Origin of the sequence: Streptomyces bohaiensis (genome assembly GCF_012033785.1) — a bacterium.
Lineage (GTDB): Bacteria > Actinomycetota > Actinomycetes > Streptomycetales > Streptomycetaceae > Streptomyces > Streptomyces bohaiensis.
This window is the reverse complement of the sequence record NZ_JAAVJC010000105.1, coordinates 1-15,132: the sequence shown is the minus strand read 5'-3', so window position 1 is coordinate 15,132 and position 15,132 is coordinate 1. Positions and strand designations below refer to the sequence as shown.

Genomic DNA, 15,132 nt, shown 5'->3' with positions numbered 1-15,132 from the left:
CTTCCGGCGGGCGGCCCGCGCCCTGGGCGCCGGGATCGCGGCGACCGCCACCCTCGTCGACCTGGACGTCGTCGTAATCGGCGGCGGGGTCGCGCAGGCGGGCGCGGTGCTCTTCGACCCGCTCGCCACCGCCCTCGCCGAGTACGCGGCGCTGCCCTACGTGCGGGGCCTGCCGGTGCGTGCGGCGCTCCTGGGCGGGGACGCCGGTCTGGTCGGCGCGGCCGCCGAGGCGCGCCGGACCGCAGGCGGCGGCTGAGGCACGTTTCCGCGACCCGTTGCAGCGGGCACCTGATTCCAGGCCGACACGAGGAGGGTCACTGGTGATCATCTGGCTCAACGGCGCCGAGGGCGCGGGCATGTACGCCGCAGCGGCGGAGTTGGTCGCACTGCTGCCGGACTCCGTGCTGCTGGACCCCGAGCACATCGGCGGCCTGCTGCGGGCCACCCTCCCGGCGCGCCGCCTCAAGGAGGTGGCGCGCGACCAGGACCTGCCCGCGTGGCGCTGGCTGCTGGTCGAGACGGCGGCGGCGGTGCACCGGGAGACCGGCGGCGTGCTGGTGCTGCCGCTGTCGGTGCTGAGCCAGGAGCGGCGCGACGAGATGTTCGGCGGTCTGGCCTCCCGCGGTCTGGCGGTCCGGCACGTGCTGCTCGACGCTGAAGAAACGATCCTTCACCAGCGGTTCCTCTCCGACGGCCCGGCCGCCACCGCCACGGCGGCCGGCTCCGCCACCGCCCGCGTCGACAGCGCGCGGGACCTCACCTGGGCCGGGGACCACCTGCCCGCCTACCGGGCGGCGCTGCCCTGGCTCCGGACGGACGCCCACGTCCTGGACACCTCCCGCCTCACCGGCCGCGAGGCCGCCGAACGCGTCGCCGCCGCCGTGGGGGAGGGCGCGGGCGTGTGCGAGATCGTGCAGTCCCCGCGCCCGACCGCCGCCACCGTCGCCGCCGGGATGCTGATCTTCGACGAACAGGACCGCGTGCTGCTCGTCGACCCCACCTACAAGCCCGGCTGGGAGTTCCCCGGCGGCGTCGTCGAACCCGGCGAGCCGCCCTCGGGCGCCGCGCTCCGCGAGGTCACCGAGGAACTGGGGCTGCGGCTCGCGGACGGCCCCCGGCTGCTCGTCGTCGACTGGGAGCCCCCGGTGCCCCCGGGGTTTGGCGGTGTCCGGATGCTGTTCGACGGCGGCCGGCTCCCCGAGGAGCGCTTCGGCGAACTGCTGCTCCCGGGGGAGGAGCTGCGCCAGTGGCGGTTCGTCGGCACGGCCGAGGCCGAACACCTCCTCTCGCCCGGCCGGTTCCTGCGACTCCGCTGGGCGTTGGAGGCCCGGGCCCGCGGCAGGACCATCAACCTGGAGGCCGGCATACCCGTCAGCCCCTGACCCGCCCTCGCGCGACCTGCGTCAGGGACGAGGGCCGCCGCACGGAGCCGTCACCGCTCGCCACCCTCCGCGTACCACCAATGGCTCTCCGTGTTCCCCGCTTGGCCCCGCACCGGTGGTGGCCGGCTGCGTCCCGTGGCTGACTCGGAGCAGTCGTCCCGAGGCAGAAGGAGCCACGACGTGGAACCCCGCGAGGGGGCCGCACCGAACGGTCGGCCCCGCACCATAGTTGGACGGGTGGGCGCACCGGCGCCGCCCACCCCGCGCAGCACGGCCCGCCGCCCCCGCGGGTCCAGCCGCCGGTACGCGAGACGGTCGGCGCCCTGACCGCGCCGCCCCGACCCGCCGCCGGAACAGCGCCCGGCGGAGCGTCGACACGAGGGCCCCGCCCCGGCAGCAGCCGGGCACGGGGCCCTCGTCGCTGTGCGACGGCGGAATGCGGGGCAGGGCTCAGCCGGCGTCGGCCCCCACCGACCGGGCGTACTCGCGGAGGAACACCGCCTCCGTCACCGACATCCGCTCCAGCTCCTGCGGCGAGACGCTCTCGTCCACCGCGTGGATGCGCGCCGCCGGCTCGCTCAGCCCGATCAGCAGCAGCTCCGCCTCCGGGTACAGCCCCGCGAGCGTCGAGGTCAGCGGGATCGACCCGCCCTGGCCCGTGATCTCCATCGGCGCACCGTCGTAGCCGGCCGCCATCGCCGTCGCCATCGCCGTGTACGCCGGGCTGTCGGTGTCCGCCCGGAACGGGTGCCCCTCGCCGGTGGCCTCCACCTCCACCCGTGCGCCCCACGGGGCGTGCGCCTCCAGGTGCGAGGCCAGCAGCTTCGCCGCCTCGGCGGGGTCCGTGCCCGGCGGCACCCGCAGGCTCACCAGAGCGCGCGCCTGCGCGTGCACCGACGGCGTGGCACCCACCACCGGCGGGCAGTCGATGCCGAGCACCGTCACCGCCGGGCGCGCCCACAGCCGGTCGGCGACCTCGCCGGAACCGATCAGCTCCACCCCGTCCAGCACCCGCGCGTCGGCGCGGAACTGCTCCTCCGGGTAGGCCGTCCCCGGCCAGACCTCGTCCGCCGCCAGCCCGTCGACAGCGGTCGAACCGTCCGCCGCCCGCAGCGAGTCCAGCACCCGGATCAGCGCCGCCAGCGCGTCCGGCGCGGCGCCGCCGAACGAACCGGAGTGCAGGTTGCCCTCCAGCGTCCGGACGGTGACCCGCGCCATCGTCATGCCCCGCAGCACCGCGGTCACCGTCGGGCGGCCCACCTGGAAGTTGCCGCAGTCACCGATCACGATGGTGTCGGCCCGCAGCAGCTCCGGGTGCGCCTCGGCGTACCGCTCCAGCCCGCCGGTTCCCTGCTCCTCGGAGCCCTCCACGATCACCTTCACCCCGACCGGCACGCCGCCCGAGGCGCGCAGCGCCCGCAGCGCCAGCAGGTGCATGATCACGCCGCCCTTGCAGTCGGCGGCGCCGCGCCCGTACCAGCGGCCGTCCCGCTCCGTCAGCTCGAACGGCGGGGAGGTCCACGCCGCCTCGTCCAGCGGCGGCTGCACGTCGTAGTGCGCGTACAGCAGCACCGTAGGCGCGCCGTCGGGGCCGGGCAGGTAGCCGTAGACGGACTGCGTGCCGTCGGGGGTGTCCAGCAGCGCGACGTCCCGAAACCCCTCGGCGCGCAGCGCGTCGGCGACCCAGTTCGCGGCTCGCTCGCACTCCTCCGGAGGGAACTGCGCGGGGTCCGCGACGGAACGGAACGAGACCAGCTCGGCGAGTTCACGGCGGGCCTCGGGCATCATCGCGGCGACCGCCGAGGCGAGGGTGGCGTCGTCGGGGTGGTGAGTCGGCATCGTGTGCGGCTCCTCAGCGGGACGGACACGGCCCGCGACGGCTCGGCGGACCGGGTGGTTCGTGGGGTGCGGAGATCATCCCACAGCGCCGATGCCGGGGGTCGGCGCCGTAGGATGCGGAAGCGGTTGGCCGAGAGGCGGCCCGGGCCAGGGCCGGTCGAGACGGGTGGACGGGAGCGTCAGCGACAGGTGAGCAGGGACAGCGCGGCCGGAGACGGCGACGAGGTGTGGGACGTCATCGTGGTGGGCGCCGGACCGGCCGGGTCCTCCGCCGCACGCGCGGCGGCCGCCGCCGGGCGGCGGACCCTGCTGCTGGAGAAGGCCGAACTGCCCCGGTACAAGACCTGCGGCGGCGGCATCATCGGACCGACCCGCGACGCACTGCCACCCGGGTTCGAACTCCCGCTGCGCGAACGCGTCCACGCCGTCACCTTCTCCCTCGACGGCAAACTCGCCCGCACCCGCCGCTCCCGGCGGATGCTCTTCGGGCTGGTGAACCGGCCCGAGTTCGACCAGGCGCTGGCCGAGTCGGCGGTCGCCGCCGGTGCGGTGCTGCGCACCGGCGCCCAGGTGGCGCGGGTGGAGCAGCACGGCGCTGCCGTCCCCGACCGGCGCACGGTCGCCGTCGTCCTGTCGGGCGGCGAGACGCTGCTGGCGCGCGCCGTGGTCGGCGCCGACGGCTCCGCCAGCCGCATAGGGACACACGTCGGGGTGCGGCTGGAACAGGTCGACCTGGGGTTGGAGTCCGAGATCCCGGTCCCGCCGGAGGTCGCCGCCGACTGGAAGGGCCGCGTCCTCATCGACTGGGGCCCGCTGCCCGGCTCCTACGGCTGGGTCTTCCCCAAGGGCGACACCCTCACCGTCGGCGTCATCGCCCGGCGCGGCGAGGGCGCCGCGACCCGGCAGTACCTCAGTGACTTCATCGGGCGGCTGGGACTCGCGGGCTTCGAACCGTCCGTCTCCTCGGGGCACCTGACCCGCTGCCGCACCGACGACTCGCCGCTGTCACGCGGCCGGGTCCTGGTCTGCGGCGACGCGGCGGGGCTGCTGGAGCCGTGGACCCGCGAGGGCATCTCCTTCGCGCTGCGCTCGGGACGACTGGCGGGGGAGTGGGCGGTGCGCATCGCCGAGGCCGGGGACGCGGTCGACGCGCGTCGGCAGGCGCTCAACTACACCTTCGCGGTGAAGTCGGGGCTCGGGGCCGAGATGGGCGTCGGGCGGCGCCTGCTCGACATGTTCACCCGCCGCCCCCGCCTGGTGCACTCGGCGCTCATCGGCTTCCGCCCGGCGTGGACGGCGTTCACCCAGATCACCCGGGGCTCCCACACCCTCGCCGGTATCGTCCGCACGTCCCCGGTGGCCCGCAAGGTCCTCGAACTGCGGGACCGCTCGTGAGAGGGAGAGTCCGCGAAGTGGGGAGGTGGGCGAAATGCCGGAGTTTGGTAAAGTGAGTAAAATCCGGTCCCGGCACAGATAACGCCGCAGGTCGCGCACTCTCCTCCCCGCGCATGCGGGGGTGTTCCCGGGGCGCGGCCATGGCGGCGGCCGGCCTTGAGCTCCTCCCCGCGCATGCGGGGGTGTTCCCCTGGAACGGGCCCGAAGTCGAGCGTGCGCTGCCTCCTCCCCGCGCATGCGGGGGTGTTCCCCCATCGCGTCTCGATGAGGTCGGCTGTGTCGGCTCCTCCCCGCGCATGCGGGGGTGTTCCCTGCCACGGCCGATGGCCGAAGAGAGGTACGCACTCCTCCCCGCGCATGCGGGGGTGTTCCTTTGAGGCCCACTTTGGGCACCCCATCAGGCAACTCCTCCCCGCGCATGCGGGGGTGTTCCTGTGGCGCTGGTCGTCGCCGGGGCCGGGACGGACTCCTCCCCGCGCATGCGGGGGTGTTCCCCGCAGCCGCATCACCAACTTCACCGGCACCGTCTCCTCCCCGCGCATGCGGGGGTGTTCCCGCGGCGAAGTAGACCAGGGATGCGACGGGCTGCTCCTCCCCGCGCATGCGGGGGTGTTCCCGTGTACCACTGGCCCTTGTACTGGCTGAGCAGCTCCTCCCCGCGCATGCGGGGGTGTTCCGGGAGGAGGTCGCCGCCGCCCGCGCGGAAGCCGCTCCTCCCCGCGCATGCGGGGGTGTTCCGTCACCGATGCCCGGGATTGGATCCTCTGGCCGCTCTCCTCCCCGCGCATGCGGGGGTGTTCCCACCAAGATGACCCGCGTTCGGCGCGCGGTCGACTCCTCCCCGCGCATGCGGGGGTGTTCCGACGGTGAGGCCCTGCTCGTCGACCTGGAAGCTCTCCTCCCCGCGCATGCGGGGGTGTTCCCCCCAGACCGCCCCCGTAAGTGACTCGGGAGAACTCCTCCCCGCGCATGCGGGGGTGTTCCCGGCGCGGCCGCCGTTCCGTCGCATCTGACTGTGCTCCTCCCCGCGCATGCGGGGGTGTTCCCTGAGGAAGTCGGTGAATCCGGTGTCGCTCACCCTCCTCCCCGCGCATGCGGGGGTGTTCCCCAGTCGCACCGTGCCATGCCTGCCCGTCCCGACTCCTCCCCGCGCATGCGGGGGTGTTCCCAGCCTGACGTCCAGCAGTACGACGGCCATGTCCTCCTCCCCGCGCATGCGGGGGTGTTCCCCTGGCGACGCGCACCCCGGTCCCGCTCAACCCCTCCTCCCCGCGCATGCGAGGGTGTTCCCCTGGCGACGCGCACCCCGGTCCCGCTCAACCCCTCCTCCCCGCGCATGCGGGGGTGTTCCCGCCTGACGGACCGGAAGTGCACCCCCTAGGATCTCCTCCCCGCGCATGCGGGGGTGTTCCCACCTTGTGGGATGTCCTGCGTCTCCATCTCCTCTCCTCCCCGCGCAAGCGGGAGCGGTCCCGGCACGTCCGGAGAGGGAGACACTTGGAGGGCTTCTTGCCCGCGCGCAGGGGTCTCGGAGAGGTGCACCTGTTGCTCGGGGGTGACGGGCGCCAACGCCGCTCCTCGGAAACAAACGGCCGGGTGTGGCGGAGCCCCATCGCGCTTGGTGCGATGGGGCTCCTCGGGTGCTCGCGTTCAGCCGGGGAGTGAACCCGACTTCAAGCCCGCCACGAAGGCCGCGAACGCATCGGCGGGGACCGTGATGGCTGGACCCGCAGGGATCTTTGAGTCACGGACGGGAACGGTTCCAGTGCTTGATGCGATGCCCGGGGCCCATTCGACACACTGGCCTCCGTTGCCTCCGCTGTATGAGGATTTGACCCAGTACGCGGGCTTGAGTTGTGACGTAGTGTTCATGCTTTGTGATCCTCCATGATCTTGCGAATCAAGGCCAGCGATTCGCGTTCGGACAGCGCCGACATGCGAAGCCTGTCAACCATGGCGCTGGCGGATGCCACCGCGCTAGGGCTGTCGTCTACGTGCCCGCCTTGGGTCGGTGTCTCGGTGTAGACGGCGTGCGGCTGATTGTCCACCTCAAGCACGGTGAACGGCAGCTCAGAGGGGGAGGCGCCGGCGCTGAACCCGAGCACTTGCACGGTGACGTGCGGGGACTCCATCTGGAGCGCCAGGTAAGCGAGTTGCGCGACCATCGCAGCGGCGCCGCCAACCTGAGTACGTAGTACCGCCTCGTGAACGATCACCCACAGTAGGGGCGGTTCTTTCCGCTCCATCACCCCTCGGCGTAGCAGCCGGGTCTCGACTCTGACTCTGATCTGCTCTTCGGTTTCACGCGGGTGCGCCGCCCGGAAGACCGCCGCTGCGTACTCGGGGGTCTGCAACAGGCCCATCAGGAAAGTACATGAGTAGTCGGTGATCCCGCTCGCGCTTTCTTCGAGTGCGACGTACGGGACGAACCACGCCGGGTGACCGCGCTTGCGCAGCCTCCCGCGCAGTCGAAGGTAGACCCCCGGCGTTCCTGCGACGCGGTCCAACGCGGCAGCGAACGCCTCGGATGCCAGCGTCGTGCCGTTCTCCACCTTGCTGAGTTGCGGCTGTTGATAGTGAAGCCGGTCGGCGAACTCCCCCTGAGACAGGTTCAGCGCCTCTCGAAGGGCGCGGACTTCCGAGCCGAAGTACCTTGCTGCGTTGCCGCGTTCGCCCCCCGGGCCCAGTGTCTCGCTCACGCGTTATTCCGCCTTCGTTGGAATGGCTCCGCCCCTGGTCGGCGCGGGGCGACCTCGTGATGATGGGTGTACACAACGTAAGTAGAGGTTGCAACCGGGTCCGGCAGGACCACAGCCTATGGAGTGCCACAGATGACCAGCAGTCGCGTAAGGCAGCCGGGCCAGACGCCGCGGGCTCAGGCCGTAGTGACACGTGCGGCCGAGGAGGCGCGCCCTGTGTTGACTTCCGTAGGCATAGCGCTTCCGGCGGACGCCGGTACAAGCGCACGGCTCCTGGTGACGTACGGCCTGAGGCGACCTGGGGCCACGCTCCGACTCAGCGGAACGCCGCGCGTGCCTTTGGCGGCGGGGTGTGGCGATGGGTGAGTGCGTCACGTGCCAGGGGCTCCGAGAAGCTCTTCTTCGTCTACATAAGAACGGCGAAGCGGCAGCGGTTCGTGAGGCGCGGCCGGTCATTCGTGCGATCGAGCGGGGAAGTGGCGCTTGCGCGGTTCGTGAGGCGGAGGCATTTCCGCTCCCTGAAGAATCGCCGGAAGCGCTGCCTGACCTTCTCGCTCGGTCATCGGAGTTGCGTCGGTTGGTCGATGCGCACTTGAAGGAGTTGAGGCGGCGGTGAGTGGTGGCTATCGGTTCGCGCGGCTGGTTCTTGTGCGGGCCCGTGGTCCGCTCGTCTTCCGGGCGCAGTGCGAGGTCTGCGCGGAGATGGGTCCGCAGGCGGCGACCGGGGATGCGGCCATGATGTGGGTGGTCCTCCACGTGGAGGACCATCTGGGCCACGACCGGTTTTGTGAGCTCAGCTCCACGCCGTATCGGGCGGAGTCTCGCTTGTGAGCGCCGGGCGGTATGTGGACGGCTACCACTGCGAGGTGGTCGCGAGGTCGCCGGACGCAGCGGGCGAGTGGTACGTGGCCACCACCTGGGCGGACACTCCTGACGACGCGCTCGACTGGCTTCACCACCAGGCTACTCGGCTTGCGGATGTACTCGACGCCGCCGAGGACGACCAGGCGGCGGAACAGCACCGGTACGCGGCCCCGGTCGCCACGGTCTTCCGGGAATGGGTGGCCGATGCGGAGTTCCGCGGGGTGCAGTGCGCTGCCCTGGCCGGCGGGCAGCCGATCAGTGCCAACGCCCGTGGCCCGGACCGGGTCTGCGGTTCCGCCGACGTCGAAGTTCTCTACTCGCTGGCCGCTCGGCCGATCCTCCGTCCCGTCCTCACCCCTTTCGGGAGCAGCCGTGTCGATCGTCGATGACCCGCGCGCCGCAGCGATGTCCTGCCCCGCCGTCGAGATACGTGCCGGCGACTTCCTGACGCTGGGCGGCTCGTGCCTACGCGTCACCGCCGTGGCCCACCGGTTCGGCACCACCTGGTTGGAACTCGACCGCAGTGTGCAGTTGCGCCTGCCGTCGGACCGCGATGTGACGGTGATCCGGCCCGTCCGACCCGCTCGCCGTGCCCGACCTGTGCGGTCCCCGCAGCCGCTGCGCGCCTCCTGGGTGCGCTGACCCCAAGCCCCGCCCCTGTCGGGAGGACCAGCGGTTCTCCTCTTCCCCGCCATGGCCCCGGCAGGGGCGGTACAGCCCTCCCCGGGGGCGGGAGAGCACCCTCGTGACGATCCGGAGCGTCGTGGTCGCCACCGCCGACGCGGCCCAGCGAGGAGTGGATGCCGCAGGCGGGGAGAGAGCCCGGACCGCCCGGGCCGGTGGTTCCGGGCTGCGTGCGCGGGCCGTCCCGGAGACGGTTGTGCTTCCCCACCGCACCGGCTCGTGCGCCGTGCGCCGGGCGCCTCCACACGCGCCCCTCGGGCGACCGCACGCCCTACCGGCGGTCCGGGGCGGCGTCAATGATGAGCGGCACCGCACGAGAACCAGGTGACCCGCACGCCCCTGCCCCGCGTGGGGACGCGTGCGCCGGAAGGAGCTCATGGTGTTGCTGCTCATCTCCCCGGACGGCCTCGACGAGGCCCTCGACTGCGCGAAGGCTGCCGACCACCTCGACATCGTCGACGTGAAGAAGCCCGACGAGGGTTCGCTCGGCGCCAACTTCCCGTGGGTGATCCGGGAGATCCGCGACGCCGTCCCGGCCGACAAGCCGGTCTCCGCGACGGTGGGGGACGTGCCGTACAAGCCCGGCACCGTCGCCCAGGCCGCGCTCGGCGCCGTCGTCTCCGGCGCGACGTACATCAAGGTCGGGCTGTACGGCTGCACCACCCCCGACCAGGGCATCGACGTCATGCGCGCCGTGGTCCGAGCGGTGAAGGACCACCGCCCCGACGCCCTCGTCGTCGCGTCGGGCTACGCCGACGCCCACCGAGTCGGCTGCGTCAACCCGCTGGCGCTGCCCGACATCGCGGCGCGCTCCGGCGCCGACGCCGCCATGCTGGACACCGCCATCAAGGACGGCACCCGGCTGTTCGACCACGTCTCGGAGGACGCCTGCGCCGAGTTCGTCCGGCTCTCCCACGCCGCCGGGCTGCTCGCCGCGCTCGCCGGCAGCGTCAAGGCGGTCGACCTCGGCGCGCTGACCCGCATGGGCACCGACATCGTCGGCGTGCGGGGCGCCGTCTGCGAGGGCGGGGACCGCAACGCCGGTCGGATCAAACCGGAACTGGTGGCCGCCTTCCGGGCCGAGATGGACCGGCAGTCCCGGGAGGCTGCCGTCGGCGTCCCCGCGGCCTCCTCACCCGCGGCGTGACGACCTCCGCCACGCCCGCCGGAGCGGCGACCGCGCGCGGCGGCGCGCGGTTCGCCGTGGCCGACCCGGCCACCGGCGAACCCTTCGACGAGGCGCCCGACCAGTCCGCCGACGCGCTGGACGCGGCCGTGGCCGGGGCGCGCCGGGCCTGGCCCGACTGGCGATCGGACCCGGCCGCCCGGGAGACGGCGCTGCGCGCCGCCGCCGACGCGGTCGAGGCCGCCACCGGCGACCTCGCCCCGCTCCTCACCCGCGAGCAGGGCAAACCCCTGGCGGAGTCGCGGGCCGAGGTCGCCCGCACCGCCGCGCGGCTGCGCTGGTTCGCCGGCCTGACGCCCCGGACGCGGGTGGTCGACGACGGGCGGCCCGTCCACAGCGAGGTCCGCTGGCGCTCGCTCGGCCCGGTCGCCGCGATCGTGCCGTGGAACTTCCCGCTGCAACTCGCCGCCGCCAAGGTGGCACCCGCGCTCGCGGCGGGCAACACCGTCGTCCTCAAACCCTCGCCGTACACGCCGCTCGCCACCCGGCTGCTGGTCGCGACCCTCGCGACCGTGCTCCCGGAGAACGTGCTGACCGTCGTCACTGGACGCGAACCCCTCGGCGCGCGGCTCGCCGCCCACCCGGGGATCGCCCACGTCACCTTCACCGGCTCGGTGCCCACCGGCCGTGCCGTCGCCGGAGCCGCGGCGACCTCGCTGGCCCGGGTGACGCTCGAACTCGGGGGGAACGACGCCGCCGTCCTCCTCGACGACGTGGAGGTGGACCGGATCGCCGACCGGCTGTTCTGGGCCGCCTTCCGCAACTGCGGGCAGGTCTGCATGGCGGTGAAACGCGTCTACGTCCCCGCCCGCCGCCACGCCGAGGTCGTCGAGGCGCTCGCCGAGCGCGCCCGGAGCACCGCCGTCGGCCCCGGGCTCGACCCGGCCAGCCGGATCGGGCCGCTCAACAACGCCGCCCAGCGCGACCGGGTGGCGGAGCTCACCGCCCGCGCGCTGGCGGACGGCGCCCGCACGGCGGCCGGCGGCCGCACCCCGGACCGCCCCGGCTGGTTCTTCGCACCCACCGTCCTCACCGACGTGCCACCCGACAGCCCCGTCGTCACCGAGGAGCAGTTCGGCCCCGTGCTGCCCGTCCTCCCGTACCGCTCCCTCGACGAGGCGGTGGCGGCCGCCAACTCCACCGGGTACGGCCTCGGCGGCTCCGTCTGGGGCACCGACGCCGACCGCGCCGCGGCCGTGGCGGAACGGCTCGACTGCGGCACCGCCTGGGTCAACCACCACGCCGAACTCTCCCTCGCCCAGCCCTTCGCCGGGACCAAGGACAGCGGCGTCGGCGTCGCGGGCGGCCCCTGGGGGCTGTACGGCAACCTCCGCCCGTTCGTCGTCCACCGCCCCACGGAGGCGTGAGTGCAGTTCACCGCCGCCGTGCTGCGCGGACCCGACACGCCCTTCACGATCGAGGACGTCACGCTGGACGACGAGCCGGGGCCGGGCGAGGTCCTCGTCCGGATCGCGGGCGGCGGACTGTGCCGGACCGACCTCGCGGTCCGCCGCTCCGGCGGCCGCAGCCCGCTGCCCGCCGTCCTCGGACACGAGGGCTCCGGCACGGTCGTGAGCAGTGGCGGCGGCACCGACCTGGCCGCCGGGGACCACGTGGTGCTGAGCTTCGACTCCTGCGGGAGCTGCCCGCACTGCCGCGGCGCCGCCCCCGCCTACTGCGAGAGCTTCGCCGCGCTCAACCTCTTCGGCGGCCGGGAGTCCGCGCCCCGGCTCACCGACGCCGCCGGGGCGGCGCTCGCCCCGCGCTGGTTCGGCCAGTCGTCCTTCGCCGCGTACGCCCTCGTCGAGGCCCGCAACGCGGTGCGGGTCGACCGCTCCCTGCCGCTGGAGCTGCTCGGCCCGCTCGGGTGCGGCTTCCTCACCGGCGCCGGCGCCGTCCTCCACACCTTCGCCGCCGGACCCGGCGACACCCTCGTCGTGCTGGGCGCGGGAGCGGTCGGCCTCGCCGCCGTGATGGCTGCCGGCGCCGCCGGGGTGACCACCGTCGCCGTCGACCGGCACCCGCAACGGCTCTCCCTCGCCGAGCGGTTCGGCGCGCTCCCGCTCCCCGCCGACGCGGCGGACGGCGGCGGGCTGCCCGAGCGCATCCGCCGCCTCACTGACGGCGGCGCCCGCTACGCACTCGACACCACCGCCTCGCCCGCACTCATCAACGACACGCTGCGCGCCCTGCGGCCCACCGGCACCCTCGGCCTCGTGGCCCGGCTCCACGCCCCCCTCGCCCTCGAACCGGGCACCCTCGACCGGGGCCGCTTGCTGCGCCACATCTGCGAGGGCGACGCGGTGCCCGCACTGCTGATCCCGCGGCTGCTCCGGCTGTGGCAGGCCGGCCGCTTCCCCTTCGACCAGCTGATCCGCACCTACCCGCTGGCCGACATCAACCGGGCCGAACGCGACTGCGACGAGGGCCGCGTCGTCAAGCCCGTCCTGATCCCCGCCGCCCCGCGCGGCTGACCGCGCGCCGGCAGCGGCGCCGCCGCCCCTCGGGCGGCCACCCCACCCCGAACCGTCAACGGAGGAACCATGGTCGGCACGGCGAGCGAGCACACCGGAACCGAGGGGGTGGACGGCGGCGTCGGCGTGACCGCGCTGCTGGTCGCCGCCGCGCGCGCCATCGAGACCCACCGCCACGACAGCCTGGCGCAGGACCCGTTCGCGGAGCACTTCGTGCGCGCCGCGCCCGGCTGCGCGGGCTGGCCGGTCCGCGTCCAGCATGCCGCCGGCGGCGACGCCAACCCGCTGTGGGGCAGGTTCGCCCGCTACTTCGGGCTGCGGACCCGCGTCCTCGACGACTTCGTCCAGGGCGCCCTGGGCACCGGAGCGCGCCAGGTGGTGCTGCTCGGCGCCGGCCTCGACACCCGGGCCTTCCGCCTCGACCGGCCCACCGACAGCGTGGTCTACGAGGTCGACCGCGCCGGTGTCCTCGCCTTCAAGGAACAGGTCCTCGAGGAGCTGGCCGCCGTCCCCCGCGGCGGACGCGTCGCCGTCCCCGTCGACCTGCGCGACGACTGGGTGTCCGCCCTCACCGGCGCCGGCTTCGACCCCGCAGCGCCGAGCATCTGGCTCGCCGAGGGGCTGCTGTTCTACCTCCCCCCGGAGGCGGAGACCTACCTCGTGCAGACCGTGGACCGGCTCACCGCCGACGGCAGCGCCCTGGCGTTCGAGATGAAGGTCGAGAAGGACCTGCTGGCCTACCGCGACAGCCCCACCTACACCGCCACCCACGCTCAGATCGGCATCGACCTGCTCTCCCTCTTCGACCACGCGCCGCGCCCGGACTCCGTCGGCGCGCTCACCGCCCGGAACTGGTCCGCCCGGGTGCACACCCCCTTCGAGTTCACCCAGCGGCACGGCCGGGGGCCGCTGCCGGAGCCGAACGACGCGCTGGAGGGCAACCGCTGGGTCCTCGCCACCAAGGACGGCCGCTGATCCGGCGACCGGACACCGGGGGGTGAGGCGGCCCCGGCCCCTCACCCGCCGTGCGGCCCCCTCATCCGCACCGCGGCGCCCGCGCGGCCCGGCGGACGAGCAACGCGACGCACACCGTCCCGAGGCAGTGTCAGCGCGGTGTCACCGCGCTGTCGACGCCGTGTCGACCCGGTACCGGGCGGGGGAGTGGGGCAACCCGGGACCCCGGCCCGGCCGTTGCCCGCGTTGCGCCGGGCGCTGCCTCGCCGCTGCTCGGCGGCGGTGCGCGGCACCCCGCGCCTCCCCGGATTTGTTTCGGCGCTGCACAAAGTGAGAATGGAGGGGTGACCCCGACACGAATCAAGCTCGACCGCGGCCGCGGCGCCCTCGGCCCCGCCCTGGAACTGGTCCACACCGGGCGGGCCCCCACCCGTGCCGTCCTCACCACCGAGCTCGGCGTCACCCGCGCGACGGCCGGCGCCGTCGCCACCGAACTCCAGGCGCTCGGTCTCATCACCGTCGACCCCCGCCCCCACGCCGCCTCCGGCGCCCAGGGCCGCCCCTCGCACCGTCTCGACATCGCACCCGACGGACCCGTCGTGCTCGCGGTGCAGGTCCACGCCGACGGCTACCGGGTCGCGCTGGTCGGCCTCGGCGGCCGCATCGTCGCCACCGCACCTGCCTGCATGACGGTCGACGCCGACCCCGCGCGCATCATCGGCGACGCCGTCACCGCAGGCGCGGAACTCCTCCACGCCACCGGCCGCCGCTGCCTGGGCGCCGGGCTCGCCGTCCCCTCGGCCGTCGCCGAACCCGAGGGCACCGCCCTCAACCCGCTGCACGTCGCCTGGCCCGCCGGCGCCCGCGTCCACGACATCTTCCGCGACTGCCTCACCGAGGCGGGCATCGGCGTCCCCGGCCGCTGCGGGAACGACGTCAACCTCGCCGCGCTCGCCGAGCACCGCCACGGCGCCGGCCAGGGAGCCCAGCACCTGCTGTGCGTGGCCACCGGCCACCGCGGTGTCGGCGGCGCGCTCGTCCTCGACGGCCGGCTCCACACCGGCAGTGCCGGGCTCGCCCTGGAGGTCGGACACCTGATCGTCGACCCCGCCGGCCGCGCCTGCCACTGCGGCGCCCGAGGCTGCCTCGACGTCGAGACCGACCCCCTCGCCCTCCTGGAGACCGCGGGCGTCACCCCCGACCCCGCCCGGTCGCCGCTGGACCAGGCACGCGCCCTGCTCGCAGGCGACCACCCCGAAGCGGCCGCCGTCGCCGACGCGGTGGCGCAGCTCGTCGACCGGCTGGGCCAGGGTCTCGCGGCCATGGTCAACGTCCTCAACCCCGACCGCATCATCCTCGGCGGGCTCCACCAGAGCCTGCTCGCCGCCGCACCCGATCGCCTGCGGTCGGTCGTCGCCGACCGCAGCCTGTGGGGGCGCAGCGGCAGCGTGCCGATCCTGCCGTGCTCGCTCGGCCACAACAGCCTCGTCGGCGCCGCCGAACTGGCATGGCAGCCCGTCCTCGACGACCCGGCCACCGTCCTCGCCGGCGGCTGAGCGCGGCGCCTCGCCGCATCGTCCCGGCCGAACCGCGCCCCGTGGCCGCGGGCACCGCGGGGCGTGAGCCCGCCGACCGGGCCGCCCTGCCCCCGGGGC

Annotated in this window: 14 protein-coding genes and 1 CRISPR repeat array; of the genes, 11 read left to right on the top strand and 3 right to left on the bottom strand. The window is 74.3% G+C overall.

Going from position 1 to position 15,132, the window contains the following annotated elements:
• Both HCN52_RS13480 and HCN52_RS13475 read left to right on the top strand, forming a co-directional pair.
• Nucleotides 1-256, top strand: a 256-nt coding sequence (locus HCN52_RS13480; RefSeq protein ID WP_168088680.1) for an ROK family protein, incomplete at its 5' end; no start/stop codon positions are given.
• 64 nt (nt 257-320) lie between these two features.
• Entirely contained in the window at nt 321-1,382 is a 1,062-nt protein-coding gene (locus HCN52_RS13475; protein ID WP_168088679.1) for an NUDIX domain-containing protein, read from the top strand.
• 450 nt (nt 1,383-1,832) lie between these two features.
• Here HCN52_RS13475 and HCN52_RS13470 read toward each other — a convergent pair whose 3' ends face one another.
• The gene (locus HCN52_RS13470) at nt 1,833-3,221 is read right to left on the bottom strand and encodes a dipeptidase (protein WP_168088678.1); all 1,389 of its coding nucleotides are present in this window, start codon (nt 3,219-3,221) and stop codon (nt 1,833-1,835) included.
• A 189-nt stretch (nt 3,222-3,410) separates the two neighbouring features.
• Between HCN52_RS13470 and HCN52_RS13465 the strand changes: the two genes are divergently transcribed.
• On the top strand, nt 3,411-4,616 hold the full coding sequence (locus HCN52_RS13465; RefSeq protein WP_312876684.1) for a geranylgeranyl reductase family protein: 1,206 nt from the start codon (nt 3,411-3,413) through the stop codon (nt 4,614-4,616).
• 100 nt (nt 4,617-4,716) lie between these two features.
• A CRISPR array of direct repeats spans nt 4,717-6,090; the repeat unit is 29 nt; unit sequence CTCCTCCCCGCGCATGCGGGGGTGTTCCC.
• Between the two features lie 176 nt (nt 6,091-6,266).
• Here the strand turns inward: HCN52_RS13465 and HCN52_RS13460 are convergent.
• Together HCN52_RS13460 and HCN52_RS13455 are read right to left on the bottom strand one after the other, a co-directional pair.
• Nucleotides 6,267-6,488, bottom strand: coding sequence for a DUF397 domain-containing protein (locus tag HCN52_RS13460; protein ID WP_168088676.1), 222 nt, complete (start codon nt 6,486-6,488; stop codon nt 6,267-6,269).
• A complete protein-coding gene (locus HCN52_RS13455; RefSeq protein WP_168088675.1) occupies nt 6,485-7,315 on the bottom strand; it encodes a helix-turn-helix domain-containing protein in 831 nt (276 codons plus the stop codon). The genes HCN52_RS13460 and HCN52_RS13455 overlap by 4 nt, the downstream gene beginning before the upstream one ends.
• 612 nt (nt 7,316-7,927) lie before the next feature.
• Between HCN52_RS13455 and HCN52_RS26515 the strand changes: the two genes are divergently transcribed.
• From HCN52_RS26515 to HCN52_RS13420, 8 genes are all read left to right on the top strand, one after another.
• Nucleotides 7,928-8,146: a DUF7848 domain-containing protein gene (locus tag HCN52_RS26515; protein WP_446696972.1), complete on the top strand. Its 219-nt coding sequence runs from the start codon at nt 7,928-7,930 to the stop codon at nt 8,144-8,146.
• Nucleotides 8,143-8,568, top strand: coding sequence for a hypothetical protein (locus HCN52_RS13450; protein ID WP_168088674.1), 426 nt, complete (start codon nt 8,143-8,145; stop codon nt 8,566-8,568). The genes HCN52_RS26515 and HCN52_RS13450 overlap by 4 nt, the downstream gene beginning before the upstream one ends.
• Nucleotides 8,552-8,821 carry a hypothetical protein gene (locus HCN52_RS13445; protein WP_168088673.1) on the top strand — a complete coding sequence of 90 codons (270 nt, stop codon included), beginning with the start codon at nt 8,552-8,554 and terminating at the stop codon, nt 8,819-8,821. The genes HCN52_RS13450 and HCN52_RS13445 overlap by 17 nt, the downstream gene beginning before the upstream one ends.
• Before the next feature lie 421 nt (nt 8,822-9,242).
• Entirely contained in the window at nt 9,243-10,010 is a 768-nt protein-coding gene (locus HCN52_RS13440; protein ID WP_168088682.1) for a (5-formylfuran-3-yl)methyl phosphate synthase, read from the top strand.
• A complete protein-coding gene (locus HCN52_RS13435) occupies nt 10,007-11,416 on the top strand; it encodes an aldehyde dehydrogenase family protein (RefSeq protein ID WP_168088672.1) in 1,410 nt (469 codons plus the stop codon). The genes HCN52_RS13440 and HCN52_RS13435 overlap by 4 nt, the downstream gene beginning before the upstream one ends.
• Nucleotides 11,417-12,523, top strand: coding sequence for an NAD(P)-dependent alcohol dehydrogenase (locus HCN52_RS13430; RefSeq protein ID WP_168088671.1), 1,107 nt, complete (start codon nt 11,417-11,419; stop codon nt 12,521-12,523).
• Between the two features lie 69 nt (nt 12,524-12,592).
• On the top strand, nt 12,593-13,498 hold the full coding sequence (locus HCN52_RS13425) for a class I SAM-dependent methyltransferase (protein WP_168088670.1): 906 nt from the start codon (nt 12,593-12,595) through the stop codon (nt 13,496-13,498).
• Between the two features lie 323 nt (nt 13,499-13,821).
• The gene (locus HCN52_RS13420) at nt 13,822-15,033 is read left to right on the top strand and encodes an ROK family protein (RefSeq protein WP_312876683.1); all 1,212 of its coding nucleotides are present in this window, start codon (nt 13,822-13,824) and stop codon (nt 15,031-15,033) included.
• The last annotated feature ends 99 nt before the right edge of the window (nt 15,034-15,132 follow it).

Bases quoted from the DNA above. Each gene is read 5' to 3' on its own strand.
- HCN52_RS13460 (WP_168088676.1), bottom strand. From the start codon at position 6,488: ATGAACACTACGTCACAACTCAAGCCCGCGTACTGGGTCAAATCCTCA.
- HCN52_RS13425 (WP_168088670.1), top strand. From the start codon at position 12,593: ATGGTCGGCACGGCGAGCGAGCACACCGGAACCGAGGGGGTGGACGGC.
- HCN52_RS13470 (WP_168088678.1), bottom strand. From the start codon at position 3,221: ATGCCGACTCACCACCCCGACGACGCCACCCTCGCCTCGGCGGTCGCC.